Origin of the sequence: Caballeronia sp. LZ065, from assembly GCF_031450975.1 — a bacterium.
In the GTDB taxonomy this organism is placed as follows: domain Bacteria; phylum Pseudomonadota; class Gammaproteobacteria; order Burkholderiales; family Burkholderiaceae; genus Caballeronia.
In genome coordinates, this window is record NZ_JARUXV010000004.1 from 63,594 (window position 1) to 82,339 (window position 18,746).

Here is an 18,746-nt window from a genome sequence, read left to right on the forward strand (position 1 = left end):
CGAACTGCGGGAATAAAACCGGCTGTCATCGGCCGGCAATATGCCAATTTCCCGCAGCAAAAGATGCGTGCGCTAAGCAACGGCAATAAGCCGGTTACCGCCGCGTCCTTGTTACCTTCATGCCGTGGAGTTCGCCGATGACCAGCCGGATGCCCGGCTGCACGGGGTCATCGATGTACTCCCGCACCCAACCTTGAACCAACGCGTGAAGCGGGAGATCGGACGATCGACGTTCGATCCCGTGGATGTTCGTGTTCCAGACCTTCGAACGAACATCCATCGCGCACGATGGCGGCAACGTCAGAGCCCATTCCGCTGTCTTGCCCGTCTCGCTTCAACGAGTGCGTCGAGACCTGAACCAAACCAGAAGAACAGCGGAAATCATGAACAAACTTTTCAAGCTGGCCATTGCCCTGGCCGGCGTCGTCGCGCTTGGTGGCTGCGGCGGAGGCAGTTCCGATCCGAACCCTTCGGGCGCGCTTTCCGGCGCGGCGACGGTGGCCCCGGCGGTCCCGGCTCAAGGCACCACGGCAGCCGGCCCGACCGCCAGTCCAGACGCCATTCCTATCAGTAGTCCGGCCAATGTCACGAGCCCTCCGGTCAGCGCGCCCCCGGCCGCTGCCAGTACGGCCACTCCCGTCGCAAGTACCGCCTCCGCAGCGCCCAACGGATCGCGCGTGGACATGGCGGGTCTGACGAAGTTCGTCAACCCATTCATCGGAACCGGCGCGACGGACACGGGACTCAGCGGCGCTGGCGGCAATCTCAACCCCGGCGCGCAGGCGCCCTTCGGCATGGTGAACTTCGGGCCGGATACGCCTGCCAATAATGTGACCAGTGGTCCGGGTTCGGCCGGCTACCTGTATTCGGATTCAAAAATCGACTTCTTCAGCCTCACGCATCTGAACGGTGTCAGCTGCCGTGGCGAGGGCGGGGTGGCGATGCGCCCGGGCACCGCCGAGATCACGTTTTCGCACGCGAACGAGACCGCGCAGCCCGGCTATTACAGCGTCAAGTCCGACAGCGGAATCTTAAGCGAGCTTACGGCAACGACGCGCACCGGCATGGCCCGGCTGACGTTCCCGGCGGGCACGGCCCCCATCGTGTTCGTTGACGCGCGCGGCGCCGGTTCGTTGAAGAGCATCGCGTCGTCCGACCAGGTGGGTCTCTCGCTGGACACGCAGGCGAACGCGGTTTCCGGGCACAGCGTGGTCGGCGCCTATTGCAACGGCAGATGGTACAAGCCGGTGTCGTTCTACATCGTCTTCGATACGCCGATCGATGCAACGGCCACCCAGATCTCCCCCGGCATCGTGGCGATCGCATTCAAGCAGAACGCAACGGGTCCCACCGTGGTCCAGCTGAAGGCCGGCATTTCTTCGGTCAGCACGGACAACGCGAAGCTCAATCTGACGACCGAGAACACCGACTGGTCGTTCGACGCGATGCGCAAGAATCAGGATGCGATCTGGAATCACCGGCTCAACACGGTGCAGCTGGATATTGCCGCGCCAGGCGCAATCGGCGCGCTCAAGGCGAGCCAGAGTCAGCTTGCGACTGGCTACGTCACGCAGTTCTACACGGCGCTCTATCGCACGATGATGGGCCCGACGGTCTACAGCGACGTCAACGGCGATTACCGCAGCATGCAGCAGACGGATCTGACCGCACAGGCCAACACGGCGCCGGTGCGCAAGACCGTGAACGTCGGGCAGTATGCGGTGCCTGGCGCGCCGGCTGCGTACAAGACGCACTACTCGGGCTTTTCGCTGTGGGACACCTACCGTTCGCTGACGCAGTTCCAGGCGTTGCTGTTCCCGTCCGAGGTCAGCGACATGATGCAGTCGCTCGTCGCGGATGCCGTGCAGTGCGGTGCGTTCCCGCACTGGGTGGACGGCAGTGACGACATCGCGGCAACGGAAGGCGACCCTGCGCCGAATGCGATCGCCGGCGCCTACACGTTCGGCGCGCGCGGCTTCGACGCCGCCACGGCCCGCAAATACATGTTGCAGTCCGTCTTCGGCACAACGCCGGGCGGCGCGTTCACCGCAGGGCGATGCAACAACGTCACCAGCGTGCCGGAGGGCGCCAACACGTCCTATGCGCAGGACGCAGGCAGGTTCTATGTGCAGAACGGCTACGTCCCGGTGGACACGGTTCCCTATGCACATTCAGTATCACTGACGCTGGAATTCCAGACCACCGACGAATCCGTCGGCAACTTCCTCGCCCTGCTGGGGAACCCGCAGGACTCAGCCAGCATCGCGACGCTGCACAGACGAGCGAGCAACTGGACCAACCTCTTCAACACCAACATTCCGGCGAGCCGGCAGTACTTCGGCGTGACCTCGGGGCTCGTGCCCACGGACTTGAATACCCAATGGGACTTCTCCGGAAAGAACAACGGCGGCTTCCTGCAGGCCACGGAACCGAACTACCTCTGGACCATCCAGCACGACTACCGCGCCCTGATCTCGAAGCTCGGCGGCGATGCGCTGGCGATCGGGCGGCTCGATACGCTGTTCGGTGTCAACCCGGGCGATCCGTTCAACAGCCCGATGGCCAGTGCGCAGACGCTCAACAGCGGCGAGAGCGGCAGCACGTTCTATATCGGCGGCAGGGCTTCCATGCAGACGCCATGGGCCTACAACTGGGCGATCGTGCCGACGCTGTCCCAGTGGGTGATCCCGATGGTCATGCAGCAGACCTTCGGCAACGACCCGGGCGGGCTGCCCGGCAATGACGGCATGGGGGCGCTGTCGGGATGGTACGTGTGGGCATCGCTCGGACTGTATCCCGTCATCCCGTCCGCGCCGGGTCTGGCGATGTCGACGCCGCAGTTCGGCGGCGCAACCCTCTGGCTGGGCGATGGCACGAAGAAGCTGCGTATCCAGACCGACGACACAGCGCTGCTGAACAACAAGCCCTATATCTCATCCGTCAAGTTGAACGGCCAGGACTGGAAGGGGTCGTGGCTGCCGCTCGCGGCGATCGCCAATGGCGGCACGCTGACCTACACGCTTTCATCGACCGCCACCATGTGGGCAGGCGCCTCCACGCTGACGCCGCCGTCCGGGCCGGCAGCGGACTACACGCAGCCTTTCGCACAAAAAACACCGTGAGGGCATTCCCGAGGCGTCCGATGGGCGGGCGCTTCCGGGGGCCTCGACCTGCCCGGCTCCAACGCGGCGCGCGCAAGCGTGACGCCGTAGTGGGCCGGGCGAAGACCATCAGGAGACAACCTTGAAGAAACCGAGCGAATGGCTGGTAGCGCTGGCCGTGGCGGGCCTGTTGGGCGGCTGTGGCGGCGACTCGAATTCGAGCGGCAGCCCGGCGCAGGCGGCGGCTCCGCCTCCGTCTCTCTCGACGGGCGCCAATGACGCACCCGCTTCCGCGCCGGTTGCGGGCGGGATGACGACGGCGTTACCCGCGGCAGGCGGCACGGCGAACACGTCCGCCAGCAATCCGCTTGCGAATTTTTCGGCCGTGGGCGACACGACGCAAGGCGCGGGTAACAGCACACCAGGCACACCGTCCACAGCGGCGACGCCGCCCGCGCCCGCCGCGCCGGCCCCCGTCGTCATGCAGCTGACACCGAACGTCAACGAACGGATCGGCACGGACAACGGCGGCGCGACCTCGCTGCTCGCCGGGCTGCCGTTCGGGATGGTGCAGTGGGGGCCGGACACGCCGAATCCCGGCGGCATCAACAAATGGACCACGACCGGTTATTTCAACGGCGCCACGACCATCCAGGACTTCAGCCTGACGCACCTGAGCGGCACGGGATGCGGCAACGGCGGCGGCGGCCTGCCCGTCATGCCCGGCACGTCCGGCACGTCCGGCGGAACGGCCGGCGCGTTCTCGCCCGCGAACGAGACGACCAAGCCCGGCTACTACAGCGTCAAGCTGAACAACGGCATCCTGGCGGAACTCACCGCCACGCAGCGCACCGGCCTTGGCCGTTTTACCTGGGCCGCCGGGCAAGCCGCGCAATTGACGATGACGGCGGCATCGCGTGACTATCCGTGGGGCGGCAACATCGTGCCGGGCGGCGCCAGGGCGCCTCTGAGCGTGCACGGATCGTGGAAGGGCGGCAATTTCTGCGGCAACAATCAGTCCTATCCTGTCTACTTTTACGCGACGTTCGATCAGCCCTTCACGTCCAGCGTGCAGAGCTCGACGGCCACGCTGACCTTCACGCCGGCCAAGTCGGCGCCGCTCGTCGTGACCATGCGGGTGGGTCTTTCATACGTCAGCGTCGCGAATGCGCAGGCCAACCTGCAACAGGAACAGGCCGGCGCGGGCAATGCGCTCATCACCTTCGACACCGCCAGCGCGAATGCGGACGCCGCCTGGAACACGCGTCTGAACACGATCCAGGTGAGCGGCGGCAGCGCAAGCGACACGACGGCCTTCTATACGGCGCTGTATCACGCGTCGCTCGCGCCTTCGTTGATCAGCGACGCCAATGGCGACTATCCGGTCTTCAATCCTCAGCCGAAGTACGACAGCAACGGCAATCCGCTGTCCACGCCCAGCGCCAACGCGGGCACCAACAGCGCGGGCCGGACGCGCGCGCAATACACCACGTTCTCGAGCTGGGACACCTATCGCTCGCTGATGCCGCTGATGGCGCTGACCGCGCCGCAGCAGACCAGTGACATGATGCAGTCGCTGGTCAACGACGGTCTGGCGTGCGGGAACGCGTTTCCCCAGTGGATCGAAGGCACGACCAACAGCAACGTGATGCCGGCCGACACCGTGTCCACCATCGTCGCCGAAAGCTACCTGTACGGCGCGACCGATTTCGATACCGCGTCCGCCTTGAAGATCATGCTCAACGACGAGACCAACCCGTCGGCGAGCTGCACCGGGCACGCCGTGCTGCCCGGACTGAGCCGGTACATGGCGCTCGGCTGGCTGCCGGACGACGCGGGGATCGTCGTCGATTCCAGCCATGGCAACGGTACGTCTTCCACGACCCTGGAATATGCGAGCACCGACTTCGCCGTGTCGCAGTTCGCGCAGGCCATGGGCGATTCGGCGAACGCCGCGAAGCTGCTGGCACGCTCGGGCAACTGGACCAACGTCATGAAGCCGAACGCCACGAAGCTGAACGGCGTCACGGTCACGCAACTCCAGCCGCGCAACCAGGCCGGCACGTGGCCGGCCTATACGACGAACGATCCCGTCGAGGGCAACGCCGAGGAATACACGTGGATGGTGCCGCACGACATCGGCGGATTGTTCAAGCTGCTCGGTGGCGATCAGGCGGTGATCGCCCGTCTCACGGCTTTCGAACCGCAACTGATCATGACCAACGAGCCGATGTTCGCGACGCCCTGGCTCTTCAACTGGACGAGCCGGCCGGATCTCACGCAGGCGGCGGTTGCCAATATCACCGAGACCCAGTACCTCGCGACGCCGTCGGGCATACCGGGCAACGATGACGAAGGCGCGACCTCGGGCTGGTTCGTGTGGGCCGCGCTGGGACTGTATCCGCTCATTCCGGGCGAGCCGGGTCTGACGGTCGCCAGTCCGCGCTTCACCAACGCTGTGATCCATCTGGGCAACGGCCAGGCGCTGACCCTCACGGCCAACTCGGTGCAGACCTACATTCAGTCGATGAAGGTCAATGGCGCAGCCTACAACAGCACGTGGCTGCCGCTCGCCACGCTGAAGAACGGCGCAACGATCGACTTCACGCTGGGGTCGAGCGTGCCGTCGCCGGCCTGGGGCGCGTATTCGTCCGCGACGCCCGTGCCGCCTTCGCCGGGGAGCGCGCTTTGAGGTAACTGCCGTGCCTGAGTGAGAGCAGGACCGTGCTCTTACCGTGCTTGTTCCGTGCTTGTACCGGGTTTGTCGGGCCGATGCGCTGGAGTAGAATCGGCCCGACAGGACCCGACCTCAGCAACGGACCTCGGCACGGAGAAGCACGATGGCGAAGTCGATCACCATGCGCAAGGCTTCCCCGGCAGATCGTGCCGCTTGCCCCGCTTGTTCCGCTTGTTCCATCGCGACGCTACTGGCGCTCCAGCCAGAGGGCACGCGTTCGTGAACTTCATCCGCTCCCTCACCCTTCGGCAGTTGCAGATCTTCGTCATCGCAGCGCGTTGCCCCAGCTTCGCGCGCGCGGCCGAGGAACTGCATCTGACGCAGCCCGCCGTATCCATGCAGATTCGCCAGCTCGAAGATGCCATCGGCCTGCCGCTGTTCGAGCGCGTGGCGCGGCGCCTCGCGCTGACCGAAGCCGGTGAGCGCCTGTCGCATCATGCGAGCCGCATCCTCGGTGAAATCAAGGACGCCGAAGACGCGATGATGTCGCTCACGCAGGCGGACAGCGGCTCGATTGCGGTGAGCATCGTCAGTTCCGCCACGTACTTCGCGCCCAAGCTGCTCGCGTTGTATTCGCAGCAGTATCCGAAAGTCGATGTGCATTTTTCGGTCGGCAATCGCGAGACGCTGCTGCGTCTCTTGCAGGACAACGCCACCGATCTCGCCATCATGGGCCGTCCGCCGCCCGAACTCGGCACCACCGCCGAACCGCTTGCCTATCATCCGCATGTGATCGTCGCGCCGCTGTCCCATCCGTTGCGGCACGCACGCGGCTTCGACCTGCAGGAACTCGCGCACGACACCTTCCTGTTGCGCGAGCCCGGTTCGGGCACGCGCGCGGTCGCGGAACACGTGTTTCGCCAGAATCTCTTCGTGCCCGCGCGCAGCGTCACGCTGGGCAGCAATGAAACCATCAAGCAGGCCGTGATGGCCGGCATGGGCGTGAGTCTCATCTCCCTGCACACGCTGTCGCTCGAACTGCGCACCGGGGAAATCTGCATACTCGACGTGAACGGCACACCGGTCGAGCGTACGTGGCAACTCGTGCATTCGCGTGCGAAGCAGCTATCGCCGACCTGTCTCGCGTTTCGCCGCTTCTTGCTCGAACACGCCGAGCCGTTCCTCGAACAGGAATATGCGCCGTTCGGCGTGCGCCGCCCGAAGCGCCTCGCACAAGCGGGCGGCGCGTGATGGGAAAAGCATGGCGCGGCGCACTGCTCGCCCTGCTTGCTTGCGCAAGCAGGGCGCACGCGCAGACGCCGTTGCCGGTCACGCAGATTGCACCAGGCAACTACGCGCATCGCGGCCAGGACGCGCTCGCGACGCCCGCGAACGGCGGCGACATCGCGAACGTGGGCTTTGTCGTCGGGACCCGTTGTGTCGCTGTGATCGACACCGGCGGCACGCTCGCGGAAGGCCGCGCGTTGCGCGCCGCCATCCGCCAGGTCACGCCGCTGCCGGTCTGCTATGTGATCAACACGCACATGCATCCGGATCACATCTTCGGCAATGCGGCGTTCAAGGACGATCATCCGCAGTTTGTCGGCAATGCGAGGCTGGCGCAGGCCGAAGCCGCGCGCGCCGACAACTACCTGCGCGCGCTGCATCGCGAACTCGGCGCGGCGGCGGAGGGCAGCGAGATCGTCCCGCCGACGCAGAGCATCCACGGCGAAGGCACGCTCGATCTGGGCGGCCGCGCCTTGACCTTGCGCACCTGGAAAACCGCGCATACCAACAACGACTTGACGGTATACGATGAGAAGAGCGGCACGCTGTGGACCGGCGACCTGCTGTTCGTCGGATGCATTCCGGTGGTGGATGGCAACGTGATGGGCTGGCTGGACGACATCGCACGCATTCGGCAGATGAAACCGCGTCATGTCGTGCCCGGCCACGGTCCGCTCAATCCGCCTTGGCCGCGGGCGCTGGATGCCGAAGCCGACTATCTGGCCCGCCTGGCGCGCGATGTGCGTGCAGCCATCAAAAAGGGCGAGACGATGCAGCAGGCGGTGGACAGTGTCGGTGTGGACGAACGCGGCAAGTGGCTCCTGTACGACGAATACCATCGCCGCAATGTGACAGCCGCTTACGCGGAACTGGAGTGGGAACAGTAGCGCTGCGGCGCACTTGAGGGACATCATGAAGACCGCAAGTTGTGGCGTTCGCTTCGTATCGGCAGCAAGCCTCGCGTCCGCTGTGCTGGTTCCATTGCTTGTTTCAATATCGACACAGGCTGCGCAGCCCGACGACAACCCCGACAAGAACGCGCGCTGGCAGGACTTCAGGCAAGGCACCTTCAAGGACCGGACAATCGATCCTCACGGCGACGCGGTCATCAAGCTCGAGGCACCCGCGCGCGCCGCCGACGCTTCGGTCGTGCCCATCGCGATCAACGCGCAGTTTCCGCAGACGCCGACGCATTACATCAAGGCTGTGTACCTGTTTATCGACGAGAATCCGGAGCCGTATGCGGGCTCCTTCGAGTTCACGCCGGAATCGGGTATCGCGACGATCGAAACGCGCGTGCGGGTCGAGGACTATACGTTCATGCGCGTCATTGCCGAGACGAACGACGGCAAGCTCTACAGCGCGGTGCGTTTTGTGAAAGCGTCCGGCGGTTGTTCCGCGCCCGCCGACAGGGACGAAGATGCCGCCGAGCGCGCCGCCGGCCAGGTCAGGCTGCGTACCGAAGGCGCGCCGGTGAGCGGAAAGCCCGAACTCGCGCAGTTGATGGTGCGCCATCCGAACCGTACCGGCATGGCGATGAACCAGATCACGCGCAACTACGCGTCGGCGTATTTCATCCGCAAGGTGGCGGTCACGTATGCCGGCAAGCCGGTGATGACCGCTAACGTCAACTTCTCGATCAGCGAGAACCCCAACTTCCGCTTCTACTTCGTGCCGAGCGGTACGGGCGAATTGCAGGCGCATATCGAGGACACGAAAAGCAAGACATGGGATGGCGCCGTGGCGGTCGATGCCCAGCCCGGCAGCGCACAGACCTCGGCGATGAAATGACGCGGCGCGGCTGGCATGCGCGTCTTCGTGCGTGGTTCGTGGGGCACTGGCTGCTCACGGCGAGCGCGCTCGCGCAGGCGGCGCTGAGCGGCATGCCCGCGCCGGTAGCCATCGCGCCGGGCGTGTATGCGTTCATCGGCGACAACGGCGCCGTCGCGCCCGCGAATCATGGCATCGTCGCGAACAATGGTTTTGTTGTCGGCACGGATGGCGTGACGGTGATCGACACCGGACCGTCCTACCGCTACGGCCGCGCGATGATCGAGGCGATCCGCAAGGTCACGCCGCTGCCTGTGAAGCGCGTCATCATCACGCATCAGGCGCCCGAGTTCGTGTTCGGCGCGGCAGCTTTCCGCGACGAGGGCGTGCCGATCCTCGCGCATGCCCGCGCGGCGCAATTGATTCGCGAGCGCTGCCCGGTCTGCCTGGCGAACCTGCGCAAGACGCTCGGCGAAGACGAAATGGCCGGTTCGCGCGTAACCGTGCCGGATGAGACCGTCAACGGCACCACGGAGATCGAAAGCGGCGGGCGCAAGCTGCAACTGCTGCATTTCGGGCCGGCCAGCACGCCCGGCGACCTAGCTGTGCTCGATGCGCAGACTGGCGTGCTCTTCGCGGGCGGGCTCGTCTCGAACGGACGCATTCCCGAACTGCGGAACGAGCAGATTCCCGGCTGGCTCGCGGCGCTGGAGAACCTGCATGCGCTCGATCTGCATAAGGTGATTCCCGGCTTCGGACCGCCGATGTCGGACGACGACATCATGCAGACAGGCGTCTATCTGCGCGAACTCGATGCGGCGGTGAAACAGGCCTACAAGAACGGCGTCGGGCTGACGGAGGCCATGCATACGGTGCAGGTTCCGGCGTTCCACACCTACAAGCTCTACGCGATCGCACAGCCGCAGAACGTGCAGCGCATCTATCTGCAACTCGAAAAGCAGTAGCACCTTCCGCTTGCTTTCCCGGCCGTACCACCCACAGGAGACATGACGATGGCCCAGCTCGTAGCGCTCTACAAGAAACCGTCCGACACGAAGGCATTCGACGATTACTACGTCTCGACCCACGCGCCGCTCGCGAAGACGCTGCCGGGCCTGCGCAAGTATGAGGTGAGCACGGGACCGGTGGCGGTGGCGTCGGGCGATTCGCCCTATCACCTCGTGGCGCTGCTGGAATTCGATTCGCTCGAAGCGATTCAGGGCGCGCTGGGATCGGAGCAGGGGCAGAAAACGGCTGGCGATCTCGCCAACTTTGCGCAGGCGGGCGTCGATCTGCTGATGTTCGACACGAAACCCGCCTGAGTCATTCGATGCGGCCGGAGGATGAATCGCCCGATTCGACCTCCGCGTCTGCAACGCTCAGATCCTCGCGGCGATGATTGATCGCGAGGAACACGCCCATCAGAACGAGAAAGGCAGCGACCAGCATGGTGGCGTTGACGAGCACGCGCTCGTAGCCCAGTTCCGAGACGTTGATGAACGGGTACGGATAGAAGTCTGAGAGACTGCCACGCCATAACGTGATGACGAGATAGCTGAGCGGATAGACGAGCCACAGCGCACAGCGCCTGAGCGACAGGTGAAAGCGCGGCACGAACAGGAACCAGTACAACGCGCCGAGCGCCGGCACCACGGTGTGCAGCGACTCGTTGACGAGCGCGCGATAACCCGACGGCGTCCACAGATAGCGCAGCAGCGCGTTATACGCGATCCCCACGAAGACGATATACACGACGATCGCCGTCACGACAGTCGGCTGGCGAAAGAAGCGCGCGACCGGAAAACGCGCGCGCGTGGCGACGCAGGTGAAGCAGAACGCCGTCAGCAGCACGGTCAGGTTCGTCAGGTAGCTGCTCATGCGCGCGACGCCCTCCAGGACGGAGAAGCCGCGCCCGGCGAACCGCGCGATGGTGATGTCCGTCTGTGCCGCGAACGCCAGCCACGCGATCATCGCGATGGTCGCGGCCACCGCGATTGATGCCGTGCTGGGCGTGTTGAGCGGCAGATCGGGCTGGCGGGGCGAAGAAGTGTCGGGAGGCATCGGCATGAAGTCATTTTACGTGCGTGCCGATGCCCTCGCAGCCGCGACCCTTACGCCAGCTTGAGGGCGGCGTCGCGCAGCGCGGTGCGCAGACCTTCCTCGACCACCGGATGGTAGAACGGCATGCGCAGCATGTCGTCGACGGTGAGCTTCATCTGCAGCGCCCATGCCAGCAGATGCGCGATATGCTCCGCGTCCGGCCCGATCCATTCCGCGCCGATGAATCGGCCGGTCCCACGCTCGGCATAGACATGCATGAGCCCGCGATTTCTCAGCATGACGCGGCTGCGACCCTGATCCTCGAAGCTCACTTCGCCGGTGACGAAGGATCCGGGCGCAAGGTCGGCATGACGTGCGCCGACCATCGCGATGCCGGGGTCGGTGAAGGCGATCGCCAGCGGCGCGCGCCGTTCGAGCGGCTCGGCCTGCTCGCCCCGTGCAACGCGCGCGGCGTTGGCACCCGCTGCGCGGCCTTCGTCGGCGGCTTCGTGCAGCAAGGGCAGCACGCCATTGGCATCGCCGGCGACGAACACCGGATGCGTGCCTGCCTGCAAGGTCCGCGCATCGTAGACGGGCATGCCCTCGGCATCGAGGTCCAGCGAGGTATCGCGAAGTCCGAGTCCGCCGACATTCGGTTTGCGGCCGGCCGCGACCAGCACGTAATCGAATGTGTCTTCGAGCACTTCGACCGTGTCCGCAACATAGCGCAGCCGCACTTCATCGCCATCGCGCACGGCTGCCTGCACATTCGCGCGCGGCTCGAAGCGCAACGCCTCGCCGAAGGTCCGTTCCGCATAGGCGCGAATGGCGGGATCGGTCAGCGGACCCACACGTCCGCGCGCGCCCAGCACCGTCACTCGCACATCGAGCCGCGCCAGCGCCTGCCCGAGTTCCAGCCCGATGACGCCCGCGCCGACCACGGCAACGCGCTTCGGCAGGTCATCCCAGGAGAACACGTCGTCGTTGATGACGGCGCGGTCGCCGAGCGCGCGATACATCGCGGGCATGACCGGGCTCGATCCCGTCGCGATCACGATGGCCTTCGCGTGAACCCTCGTATCCTCGCCGACCATCAGCCAACTATCGTCGATGAAGCGCGCGTAACCGGTCAGCTTGTCTTCGGCGGGCAGGGCATCGACACCCTCGACAACGAAGCCCACGAACCGATCCCGCTCACGCTTCACGCGCGCCATCACCGCATGGCCATCGATGCGCACCGCGCCATCCACGCGCACGCCGAACGCGTCGCCGTGACGCGCGTGATGCGCGGCATCCGCGGCTGCGATCAGCAGCTTCGACGGCATACAGCCGACGCGCGCGCAGGTCGTCCCGTGCGCGCCGCCTTCGATGAGAAGCGCCGTTGCACCCGCCGCCTTCGCCGCGCGGTACGCGGAAAGTCCCGCGCTGCCCGCGCCGATGATGGCGACATCCGTATGGATCGTGTTCATGATGGTGTCCCGAGTCATGTGTCCTGCATCTGTGGGTTCCATCATGGCGCGCACGCGTTGAAAGGTGAATGCTCGTTCGGATCGCATATCGACTCGATCGTCTCAAGACGATGTCCGCTCAGGTGATGTATTCATCTAGACGTCTCATGCGCGTCACCGTGACGTCACATCGGCTTCCTAGAATCTCCCGAACGTTTCAGCGTGCCTGTCTGGCGCGCGCCATCGAGGGAAGCTATGGACGCAATTCGCATCGAGCGTCTCACCAAGACGTTCAGAAGTGGCCGCAAAGCGCTGGATTCCGTGGATCTGCGCGTGCAAGAGGGCGAGATGGTCGCGCTGATCGGCGCGTCGGGATCGGGGAAATCCACGCTGCTGCGGCATATCGCCGGCTTCACGCCATCCGACCCCGCGCCGTCGCACGTCACCTTGCTCGGCCGGCCGATCCAGCAGAACGGCAAGATCGTGCGCGAAGTGCGTTCGATTCGCCGCGACGTCGCCTTCGTGTTCCAGCAGTTCAACCTGGTCGGACGCCTGACGGTGCTGACCAACGTGCTGATCGGCGCGCTGTCCCGCGTGTCGTTTTGGCGGCGTCTCACAGGCCGCTTTCCGCGCGGCGAGCGCAGTTTCGCACTGGAATCGCTGACCGCGATGGGCATCGGCGAGCACGCGCTGGAGCGCGCCAGCAACCTCTCCGGCGGCCAGCAGCAGCGTGCCGCGCTGGCCCGCGCGCTGGTGCAGCGTGCGCGCATCGTGCTCGCGGACGAGCCGATCGCGTCGCTCGATCCCGAATCGGCGCGTCGCGTCATGGACCTGATGCAGTCGCTCAATCGCGAGCACGGGTTGACCGTCGTGGTGTCGCTGCATCAGATCGATGTCGCGATGAAGTACTGTCCGCGCACCATCGCGCTGCGCGACGGCCGCGTGGTGTTCGACGGCGCCTCCGAGCGGCTGACGCCTCCGGTGCTGCGCGAGCTGTACGGCGCGTCGGCGGAGGAACTGCTGACGACGCAGCGCGCCGCGCACGAACGCACGGACACACAGCCGCCTGAAGTGACCGAAGGGCGCACGCATGCCTCGCCGGCGTTCGCATCGGCGGCCGGCTCCTGAATGTCGAACTAACCCTCTCTGGATCGCACCCATGAAAGCAGCCCGTTTCACCCTGGCTGGCGCGGCGCTCGCCTGCCTCCTGACGCAGCCCGTTCTGGCCGATACGATCAACTTCGGCATCATTTCGACGGACTCGTCCGCCGCGCTCAAGCAACGCTGGCAGCCGCTCATCGACGATCTCAACAAGCAGACCGGCCTCGACGTGAAGGCCTATTTCGCGACCGACTACGCCGGCATCATCGAAGCGATGCGCTTCAACAAGGTGCAGATCGGCTTTTTTGGCAATGCGTCGGCGATCGAGGCCGTGGACCGCTCGAACGGCGAAGTCTTCGCAAAGGTGAAGTACAAGAACGGCGAGGCAGGCTATTACTCGTTGCTCATCACGAATGTGAACAGCAAGTGGAAGTCGCTCGATCAGGTGCTGAAGAACACGAAGGACATCAACCTCGGTTTCGGCGATCCGAATTCGACTTCGGGCACGCTGGTGCCGTCCTACTATCTGTTCGCGAAGAACGGCATCAACGCGAAGACGGCCTTCAAGAGCGTGCTGCCGTCGAGCCATGAGGCGAACATGCTCGCGGTGGTCAACGACAAGGTGGACGTCGCGACCAACAACACCGACATGCTCGATACGATCAAGACCCAGCATCCCGAGCTGTATCCGAAGGTGCGGGTGCTGTGGAAGTCGCCGCTGATTGCGTCGGACCCGCTGGTGTGGCGCCGCGACCTGCCGCAAGCGACGAAGGACAAGCTGCGCACCTTCTTCGACCACTACGCGCAGAAGGATCCGCATGAGCAGCAGGTGATCAACGCAATCTCCGGCTATTCGGGCTTCGCGGATTCCTCGGACGCGCAGCTCGTGCCGATCCGCCAGATGGCGCTGTTCCAGAAGAAGCAGCAGATCCAGAACAACGCCCATCTCGACGCCGCCGACAAGAAGGCCCAGGTCGCCGCGCTCGACCAGAAGATTGCGGCGCTCGACAACCCGGCGGCGAAGTAAATGAAGCCGCTCGATGTCACCACCTTCGAGGCCGGCATCGCGCGATCCGCGCATACGGCGGCGGGAAAGCGCAGCTGGGTGTCGATGTTCGGCTGGATCGCCGTCGTGGCCGTGCTTGGGCTGTCCTGGCACAGCGCGGACATGCGTCCGCTGGATCTGCTCGGCGCATCGGGCAACATGAGCCAGTTCGCGCGCGACTTCTTCCCGCCTGACTTCACCGAGTGGCGCACGTATGTGCAGGAGATGGTCGTGACGCTGGCGGTCGCGGTGTGGGGCACGGCGCTCGCGCTGGTCTGTGCCGTGCCGTGTGGGCTGCTGTCGGCGCAGAACATCGCGCCCGTTTGGATCTCGCAGCCCGTGCGCCGCCTGATGGACGCGTGCCGCGCAATCAACGAGATGGTCTTCGCGATGCTGTTCATCGTCGCGGTGGGGCTCGGGCCGTTCGCGGGCGTGCTCGCGCTGTGGGTACATACGACGGGCGTGCTCGCCAAGCTGTTCGCGGAAGCGGTCGAAGCCGTCGATGCGCGCCCCGCCGAAGGCGTGCGCGCCACCGGCGCGAGCAGTCTCGACGAAATCATCTACGGCGTGCTGCCGCAGGTGTTGCCTCTGTGGATTTCGTTCGCGCTGTATCGCTTCGAGTCGAATGTGCGCTCGGCGATGGTGGTCGGCATGGTGGGCGCGGGCGGGATCGGCGTCGTGCTGTACGAGGCGATCCGCTCGTTCAACTATGCGCAGACGGCGGCGGTGATGCTGATCGTGATCGTCATCGTGTCGCTGATCGATCTGGTGTCGGGCTGGGTGCGGGAGCGGGTGATCTGAGATGGTTGGCTTGATGGGATTATCGACTCATGAGTTGAGTCGATTAAGCGTTCAATCGCCTCATGAGCTATACTTATTCGACTCAAAATCCGAGTCGAATAGTGAGCCTAATCGCCTCAAAGCCCATCCAGCGCCATGCCGTCGTCCCCATCGCTCATCTGGCAAGCCCCCACGTGGCCCGGCATGCATTACGACGCGGTTCGCGTAGGCGGCGAGCTGGTCCGCGCGCACCGGGTTCAGGGCATTGTTGAAGGCAAGCTGGCGGGTCTGCGCTTCGACCAGCGCCTCGAACTCGCCGCCGAGGCCTGGAGCCAGGATGCTGTCGCGACGGCAGCCATCGAGGGCGAGCGCATCGATCTCGCCGCCGTGCGCTCGTCCGTGGCGCGGCGACTGGGTGTCGGGAAGCAAGATGGCCCCAACGCGCCTCGAAACGTCGAAGGCCTGCTCGACATCATGGATGATGCCGTACTGCAAAGACACGCTCCGCTTACGCATGAACGTTTATGTGCGTGGCAGGCCGCGCTCTTTCCCACTGGTTACTCGGGCATGGTCAAGATTCTGGTCGGGGCATACCGCGAACATGCCGAGCCGATGCAGATCGTCAGCGGGCAAGTCGGACGCGAGCGGGTCCATTACGAAGCACCGTCATCGGCCCGCGTTCCAGCGGAAATGCAAACGTTCCTGGCGTGGTTCAACGCAAAGACCGAGCACGACACGCTGGTCAAGGCTGCACTCGCTCACCTGTGGTTCGAAACGATTCATCCCTTCGAGGACGGGAATGGCCGCATTGGCCGGGTGCTCATCGACCTGGTGCTGGCGCGCGATAGCGGCGAGGTCAGCCGCCTGATCCGGACCTCACAGCGCTTGCTCGACAAGCGACGCGATTACTACGAGCAGCTGGAGCGCGCCCAGCACGGCGATCTCGACGTGACCGGGTGGGTCATGTGGTTCGTGGAACAGGTGCGGGTGTCCTGCGAAGAAGCGTCCAATGCCGTGGACGCCGCACTCCAGAAGGCCATTTTCTGGATGAATCATCAGGACGAAGCACTAACGGCCCGGCAGCGCAAAGTCGTCAATCTGTTGTTCGATGCCGGCCCCGAGGGTTTCGAGGGAGGCATGAGCACCAGGAAGTACGAGAGCATCGGTGGCACCTCGCGCGCCACCGCCTCGCGTGAACTTATTGAACTCGAGGACATGGGGCTGGTGCGCCGAGTCGGCGCAGGTCGCTCGACGCGCTATTACCTGAACATCTCAGGCTGGGGCCCGGCCGACACGGCCCTCGCATAGACGCCTTCTGACAGTTGTCGCCCGATGGTTCAAAGGTGACTGCCAAGCGTCAGCACGTCGAGGAACTGCGCGCCGGCATCCGCGAGCATGCCCGAGTTGTCGATCGTGACGAGGTTCGCCTGCGCCGGCAGCGCGAACGCCGGACGCCGCGCAAGTCGCGCCTCGATCTGCCGTGCGTCTTCACGGCCGCGCCGTGCGAGGCGTGCGGCCAGCACGGCGGGCGTGGCATCGATATGCACGAACTGCGCATGCGGATAGCGTTCCAGCGCGAGTTCCGCGTGCTGACGCGAGCCGTTCACCACCACCGGCATGCCGCGTGCGAGCCACGCATCGAGTTCGATGCCGATGCCGTAGAGCAGCCCGAGGCTTTCCCAGTGCATCGCGAACAATCCATACGAGAGCCGCGAGGCGAATTCGTCATGCGTGAGCGCAATGTGGTTCTCGCCATCGGCGACGGCGCGCGTGATATAGCGATGCGCGAACATCACCCGCGTGCCGACGCGTTCGCGCGCGAATCCGAGCAGCGAGTCCTTGCCCGCGCCCGACGGTCCCATTACATAGATCAATTTCGCGCTGTCTACTCCGCTCATGCTCCATCCTGTACGTTGTTGAACGGCAGGCGCTGCCATAGCATGAACGGCGCGCCAGGCTCCGGTTCGACGAACAGCGCCGCACCTTGCACGGGCAGCGCGCCCAGCGTAGCGATGCGCCGCGTCCAGTCCGATACGATCGAGTCACGCTGGGTCGCGTCGTCGAGCGAATCGGACAGCGTCATGTGAAAGCGATATTCGTCGAACACGTAGGGGTAGCCCCATTCGCGCAGCAGTTCGATCTGCCGGGCGCTCATGCCTTCCGTGATGCGCCGCTCGATGCTCTCGTGCGAAGGCCGCTTGCGCAGCGGCGCCAGCGCGATGAGCGCGTCGCCGGCGAGTGCGCGCAGCGTGGCGTCGTCCTGCGCGGCGGCAGGACGCAGCGCAGCGAAGCGGCCGAGCGCCTCTGCCCGCAGCGCCATCTCGAAGCGCGGTACCGTGCCGGCCCAGGCACGCGCCGAGGCGAGCACGTCCGCGAGTTCGACGCCCGGCGCCATGTGAAAGGGCGCGACGATTGTGGCGTGCCAGCCATAGCGGCGCGGCGCGTGCGTGACGTCATGCGCGGCGGTCGTGCTTTCGCGGCCGCTTTCGGGATCGCGCCCGAGCCATTCGCAACCTTCGCGCCACCATGCGGACGACGCGGGCGGCGCGTAATACAGCGCCACGCGGGGGTGGCGGGCATGCACCTGCGCGACGATCATGAGCCGTGCTCGACCATCAGTTGCACGCGGTCCGCTGCGAAGTGCGTGAAGCCGTACTTGATCGGCACGCCGTCTTCATCGACATCGACGTTCTCGACCCACAGCACCGGCTGCTGGCGGTTGATCTGCAAACGCCGCGCCACTTCCGAAGAAGGCAGCACGCTGCCGATACGGCTCCACTTGCGCATGTAATCCTTCACGCCGAACTGTTCGAGCGCCGCGCTCACGCCGCCCGCTGCATCGATGGCGTCCGGCAAGCCGTTGAAGCGCGCCGCCGGATACCAGTTGCGCGCGTAGGTCATCGGAATGCCGTCGGAATCGTGGCGCGTTTCGATCTGATAGACCAGCGTGCCGGCGCGCACGCAGAGCGCCTTGGCGACGGTCGGGTCGGCCTTCACGCGCTCCGAAGTCAGCACGACGCCCGCGGAGGTGTGCTTCTGGCTGCGCAGGTTCTCGGTGAAGCGCGTGCGCCGGCCAATCTGGTAGTCGATGGCGCCCGGCTGCACGAAGGTGCCGCGCCCTTGTTCGACGCTGACGAGACCGGTGGCCGCCAGCCTGAGCATGGCGCGGCGCACGGTATGACGATTCACGTCGAAGCGCCGGGCGAGTTCTGCTTCGCTCGGCAGGCGGCCTTCCTCGCCGAAGCTCTTGGCCGCGATCTCCGCGGCGAGGATCTGCTCGATCTGCCGCCACACCGAGACCCCCGCGCCGCGTTCGACCGCATGCCCGGGAGCGTTGCTGTCGTGGATTGCGTTCGATGTCATGTCGCTGTCATTCCGGTACGTTTGAATATCGTTCTCTGGATTGTAGTGCGCAACTCGTGATGGAAATGTGAAACCCCCTCCACACGACCAAACGTCTAGACGACTAGATCAGACCACGAGTAGCATGCAACGGC

Annotated in this window: 16 protein-coding genes; 11 read left to right on the forward strand and 5 right to left on the reverse strand. The window is 65.1% G+C overall.

The window, feature by feature from the left end; genetic code table 11:
• The first annotated feature begins 383 nt into the window (after positions 1–383).
• The 7 genes from QCE63_RS27040 (at position 384) to QCE63_RS27070 (ending at position 10,157) form a co-directional block, all read left to right on the forward strand.
• Complete coding sequence (locus QCE63_RS27040) at positions 384–3,122, forward strand: GH92 family glycosyl hydrolase (protein ID WP_309837465.1); 2,739 nt, start codon at positions 384–386, stop codon at positions 3,120–3,122.
• A gap of 121 nt (positions 3,123–3,243) precedes the next feature.
• Positions 3,244–5,793 (forward strand): GH92 family glycosyl hydrolase, encoded by a 2,550-nt coding sequence (locus QCE63_RS27045; protein WP_309837467.1) that lies wholly within the window; start codon positions 3,244–3,246, stop codon positions 5,791–5,793.
• A gap of 264 nt (positions 5,794–6,057) precedes the next feature.
• Positions 6,058–7,029 (forward strand): LysR substrate-binding domain-containing protein, encoded by a 972-nt coding sequence (locus tag QCE63_RS27050; protein WP_309837468.1) that lies wholly within the window; start codon positions 6,058–6,060, stop codon positions 7,027–7,029.
• Complete coding sequence (locus tag QCE63_RS27055) at positions 7,029–7,952, forward strand: quinoprotein relay system zinc metallohydrolase 2 (RefSeq protein WP_309837470.1); 924 nt, start codon at positions 7,029–7,031, stop codon at positions 7,950–7,952. Before QCE63_RS27050 ends, QCE63_RS27055 begins: the two co-directional genes overlap by 1 nt.
• A 25-nt stretch (positions 7,953–7,977) precedes the next feature.
• On the forward strand, positions 7,978–8,856 hold the full coding sequence (locus QCE63_RS27060) for a quinoprotein dehydrogenase-associated SoxYZ-like carrier (protein ID WP_309837473.1): 879 nt from the start codon (positions 7,978–7,980) through the stop codon (positions 8,854–8,856).
• Positions 8,853–9,800, forward strand: a complete 948-nt coding sequence (locus QCE63_RS27065) for an MBL fold metallo-hydrolase (RefSeq protein WP_309837475.1) — start codon at positions 8,853–8,855, stop codon at positions 9,798–9,800. Before QCE63_RS27060 ends, QCE63_RS27065 begins: the two co-directional genes overlap by 4 nt.
• 48 nt (positions 9,801–9,848) lie before the next feature.
• The gene (locus tag QCE63_RS27070; RefSeq protein WP_309819282.1) at positions 9,849–10,157 is read left to right on the forward strand and encodes an EthD family reductase; all 309 of its coding nucleotides are present in this window, start codon (positions 9,849–9,851) and stop codon (positions 10,155–10,157) included.
• A 1-nt stretch (position 10,158) separates the two neighbouring features.
• Here the strand turns inward: QCE63_RS27070 and QCE63_RS27075 are convergent, their stop codons facing one another.
• Positions 10,159–10,896 (reverse strand): Pr6Pr family membrane protein, encoded by a 738-nt coding sequence (locus tag QCE63_RS27075; protein ID WP_309837477.1) that lies wholly within the window; start codon positions 10,894–10,896, stop codon positions 10,159–10,161.
• A gap of 50 nt (positions 10,897–10,946) precedes the next feature.
• A complete protein-coding gene (locus tag QCE63_RS27080; protein ID WP_309837478.1) occupies positions 10,947–12,344 on the reverse strand; it encodes a dihydrolipoyl dehydrogenase in 1,398 nt (465 codons plus the stop codon).
• 234 nt (positions 12,345–12,578) lie between these two features.
• Here QCE63_RS27080 and phnC point away from each other — a divergent pair, with 234 nt between their 5' ends.
• The 4 genes from phnC to QCE63_RS27100 all read left to right on the forward strand — a co-directional run bounded on the left by phnC (position 12,579) and on the right by QCE63_RS27100 (position 16,557).
• Entirely contained in the window at positions 12,579–13,451 is an 873-nt protein-coding gene (gene phnC, locus QCE63_RS27085) for a phosphonate ABC transporter ATP-binding protein (RefSeq protein WP_309837479.1), read from the forward strand.
• Between the two features lie 31 nt (positions 13,452–13,482).
• Positions 13,483–14,451 (forward strand): phosphonate ABC transporter substrate-binding protein, encoded by a 969-nt coding sequence (gene phnD, locus QCE63_RS27090; protein WP_309837480.1) that lies wholly within the window; start codon positions 13,483–13,485, stop codon positions 14,449–14,451.
• Positions 14,452–14,535: 84 nt separating this feature from the next.
• The gene (gene phnE / locus QCE63_RS27095; protein ID WP_309839264.1) at positions 14,536–15,270 is read left to right on the forward strand and encodes a phosphonate ABC transporter, permease protein PhnE; all 735 of its coding nucleotides are present in this window, start codon (positions 14,536–14,538) and stop codon (positions 15,268–15,270) included.
• A gap of 135 nt (positions 15,271–15,405) precedes the next feature.
• Positions 15,406–16,557: a Fic family protein gene (locus QCE63_RS27100; RefSeq protein WP_309837482.1), complete on the forward strand. Its 1,152-nt coding sequence runs from the start codon at positions 15,406–15,408 to the stop codon at positions 16,555–16,557.
• Positions 16,558–16,586: 29 nt separating this feature from the next.
• On the opposite strand, the gene phnN is transcribed toward QCE63_RS27100, so the two are convergent.
• The 3 genes from phnN to phnF are packed head-to-tail and all read right to left on the reverse strand — an operon-like array spanning position 16,587 to position 18,612.
• Positions 16,587–17,147: a phosphonate metabolism protein/1,5-bisphosphokinase (PRPP-forming) PhnN gene (phnN, locus tag QCE63_RS27105; RefSeq protein ID WP_309837483.1), complete on the reverse strand. Its 561-nt coding sequence runs from the start codon at positions 17,145–17,147 to the stop codon at positions 16,587–16,589.
• A complete protein-coding gene (locus tag QCE63_RS27110) occupies positions 17,144–17,848 on the reverse strand; it encodes a DUF1045 domain-containing protein (protein ID WP_309837484.1) in 705 nt (234 codons plus the stop codon). Before QCE63_RS27110 ends, phnN begins: the two co-directional genes overlap by 4 nt.
• Positions 17,845–18,612 carry a phosphonate metabolism transcriptional regulator PhnF gene (phnF, locus tag QCE63_RS27115; protein ID WP_309837485.1) on the reverse strand — a complete coding sequence of 256 codons (768 nt, stop codon included), beginning with the start codon at positions 18,610–18,612 and terminating at the stop codon, positions 17,845–17,847. The genes QCE63_RS27110 and phnF overlap by 4 nt, the downstream gene beginning before the upstream one ends.
• Positions 18,613–18,746: the final 134 nt, after the last annotated feature.

Coding starts and splice junctions, on each gene's coding strand:
- QCE63_RS27070 (WP_309819282.1), top strand. CDS start 9,849: ATGGCCCAGCTCGTAGCGCTCTACAAGAAACCGTCCGACACGAAGGCA.
- phnF (WP_309837485.1), bottom strand. CDS start 18,612: ATGACATCGAACGCAATCCACGACAGCAACGCTCCCGGGCATGCGGTC.
- QCE63_RS27060 (WP_309837473.1), top strand. CDS start 7,978: ATGAAGACCGCAAGTTGTGGCGTTCGCTTCGTATCGGCAGCAAGCCTC.
- QCE63_RS27065 (WP_309837475.1), top strand. CDS start 8,853: ATGACGCGGCGCGGCTGGCATGCGCGTCTTCGTGCGTGGTTCGTGGGG.
- QCE63_RS27100 (WP_309837482.1), top strand. CDS start 15,406: ATGCCGTCGTCCCCATCGCTCATCTGGCAAGCCCCCACGTGGCCCGGC.
- phnN (WP_309837483.1), bottom strand. CDS start 17,147: ATGAGCGGAGTAGACAGCGCGAAATTGATCTATGTAATGGGACCGTCG.
- phnC (WP_309837479.1), top strand. CDS start 12,579: ATGGACGCAATTCGCATCGAGCGTCTCACCAAGACGTTCAGAAGTGGC.
- QCE63_RS27080 (WP_309837478.1), bottom strand. CDS start 12,344: ATGAACACGATCCATACGGATGTCGCCATCATCGGCGCGGGCAGCGCG.
- phnE (WP_309839264.1), top strand. CDS start 14,536: ATGTTCGGCTGGATCGCCGTCGTGGCCGTGCTTGGGCTGTCCTGGCAC.
- QCE63_RS27075 (WP_309837477.1), bottom strand. CDS start 10,896: ATGCCTCCCGACACTTCTTCGCCCCGCCAGCCCGATCTGCCGCTCAAC.
- phnD (WP_309837480.1), top strand. CDS start 13,483: ATGAAAGCAGCCCGTTTCACCCTGGCTGGCGCGGCGCTCGCCTGCCTC.
- QCE63_RS27040 (WP_309837465.1), top strand. CDS start 384: ATGAACAAACTTTTCAAGCTGGCCATTGCCCTGGCCGGCGTCGTCGCG.
- QCE63_RS27110 (WP_309837484.1), bottom strand. CDS start 17,848: ATGATCGTCGCGCAGGTGCATGCCCGCCACCCCCGCGTGGCGCTGTAT.
- QCE63_RS27055 (WP_309837470.1), top strand. CDS start 7,029: ATGGGAAAAGCATGGCGCGGCGCACTGCTCGCCCTGCTTGCTTGCGCA.